This window comes from Streptomyces sp. NPDC006265, from assembly GCF_040613555.1.
GTDB lineage: Bacteria > Actinomycetota > Actinomycetes > Streptomycetales > Streptomycetaceae > Streptomyces.
This window is the reverse complement of record NZ_JBEXSH010001226.1, coordinates 1-2,039: the sequence shown is the minus strand read 5'-3', so window position 1 is coordinate 2,039 and position 2,039 is coordinate 1. Positions and strand designations below refer to the sequence as shown.

Sequence of the window (2,039 nt, the reverse complement as noted above, 5' to 3'; positions counted from 1 at the left end):
GGTGTCGCAGGTCAGCACGCCGAAGCCGACGGGGACACCGGTGTCGACGGAGACCTGGGTGAGGCCCTGCACCGGCCATGCGGGCGCAGGGTCGGTAGGGCCGCTGTTCAGCCGTTGGCCTTCTCGTAAGCCTCGCGGATGGTTGCGGGAACACGGCCGCGGTCGTTGACCTCGTAACCGTTCTCCTTCGCCCAGGCGCGGATCGCCGCGGTGTCCTGGCTGCCGCTCGCAGCGGCGCGCGCCTTTCCACGCCCGCCCGAAGCACGGCCTCCGGTACGGCGACCGCCCTTCACGTAAGGCTCGAGAAGGCCACGGAGCTTGTCCGCATTGGCAGTGGTGAGATCGATCTCGTACGTCTTGCCGTCCAGCGCGAACGTCACGGTCTCGTCAGCCTCGCCACCGTCGAGGTCGTCGACAAGAAGGACCTGAACCTTCTGTGCCACCGGATTTCCTTTCATCGATATCTTCAGGGCGGGTGTGCCGGCGTCCGCCGTATCGCCGTCCCCTGTTATATGCAGTACTGCAGTACGTCGGAAAGCAAACCGCTTTTGCCGGAAAAACACAAACCCCCGGCAGAGACCGGCAGCCCGGCCCCGGTCCGGAAACGTGCGCGTTTCGGACATAGGGCACCGGGGCAGGGGCGGGCGTGCGGAATATGCCTTGACGAACCGTCCAGACCCTCTAGCGACCTACTTGCGCCCGGCGATCACAGATGCAGAAGCATCCGGCTGTTGCCCAAGGTGTTCGGTTTCACTCGTTCGAGTCCGAGGAACTCCGCGACGCCCTCGTCATAGGAACGCAGCAGCTCCGCGTAGACATCCGTGTCGACGGGCGTCTCGCCGATCTCCACGAAGCCGTGCTTGGTGAAGAAGTCGACTTCGAAGGTCAGACAGAAAACACGGCGAACGCCGAGCCAGCGGGCGGTCTGCAGCAACTTCTCCAGCACACGGTGTCCGACGCCCGCGCCCTTCAAGCCTGGCTTCACCGCGAGAGTGCGGACTTCCGCGAGGTCTTCCCACATCACGTGCAGCGCGCCGCACCCGACGACCTCCGCGTTGTCGTCCCGTTCCGCGACCCAGAACTCCTGGATGTCCTCGTAAAGCGTCACCGTTGCTTTGTCGAGCAGGATGCGGCCGCGGACGTAGGCGTCAAGGAGGCCCCGTACGGCCGGGACGTCGCTGGTGCGGGCCCGTCGGACGGTGATGGCTTTTGCGCTGGCTTCGGGGCTCTTCGCGGACATGACGGGACGCTATCGCCCGCCGCGGTCCCGGCCGGAGGCGGGGTTCTCCCCGGGCTCTTCCCCGGGTTCCGCTCGTTCGGCCGGTTCTGCGGATTCCGACGGTTCGGTCGGTTCCCGGGTTTCCGGGCCCTGGACGATGCGGACGGCATCGGTGAGAGACCGCCGCTGTTCCTCGCTCATCATGCCGAAGAAGGCGACGAGAGCGGCGGCGGGGTTGTCGCTCTGCGACCAGGCGTCGTTCATCAGGGCGGCTGCGTAGGCGGCACGGGTGGAGACCGCCTCATATCGATAGGCACGGCCTTCCGCCTCGCGGCGCACCCAGCCCTTCTGATGGAGATTGTCCAAAACGGTCATCACGGTGGTGTACGCGATGGACCGCTCCTTCTGAAGATCTTCCAGGACTTCTCGAACGGTCACCGGGCGGTTCCACTTCCACACCCGCGACATGACCGCGTCTTCGAGTTCTCCCAATGGGCGAGGCACAGCTCAGAACAATAGTGGGAGATCCCGGTAATGGCGTGGCGGACGTGCGCGGGACCGGCGAACGTGAACAAAAAGGGCGTACGGCTCGTGGGTGCGGGCGCCGCGGGGAGCGGGTCCGCCGAGTCGTACGCCCTCGGAGGGGGTGGGGTCAGGCGTCGGCCGTCGGGGGCGTCGCGGTGGACTGGCGGGCACCCTCCACCCGCGCGAGGGCGGCATCCACGGCGACCCGCACCGGCATGTCGGTGCGCGAGTGGCTGACCGCCGCAAAGGAGGCGGGCCTGGACACCATCCCGGGCACGGCCGCCGAGATCCTGGA

General features: G+C 66.8%; 3 protein-coding genes and 1 pseudogene. All 4 read right to left on the bottom strand.

The genetic code is table 11. From position 1 onward, the window contains the following. Positions 1–69 (bottom strand): annotated as a pseudogene (locus tag ABZ281_RS47400) (6,7-dimethyl-8-ribityllumazine synthase); the annotation flags it as partial. A 38-nt stretch (positions 70–107) separates the two neighbouring features. Continuing rightward, the gene (locus tag ABZ281_RS47395) at positions 108–443 is read right to left on the bottom strand and encodes an Lsr2 family protein (RefSeq protein WP_283967922.1); all 336 of its coding nucleotides are present in this window, start codon (positions 441–443) and stop codon (positions 108–110) included. Positions 444–706: 263 nt separating this feature from the next. Then, a complete protein-coding gene (locus ABZ281_RS47390; protein WP_298571325.1) occupies positions 707–1,240 on the bottom strand; it encodes an amino-acid N-acetyltransferase in 534 nt (177 codons plus the stop codon). 9 nt (positions 1,241–1,249) lie between these two features. Then, complete coding sequence (locus ABZ281_RS47385; RefSeq protein ID WP_356664820.1) at positions 1,250–1,723, bottom strand: BlaI/MecI/CopY family transcriptional regulator; 474 nt, start codon at positions 1,721–1,723, stop codon at positions 1,250–1,252. Positions 1,724–2,039 lie beyond the last annotated feature (316 nt).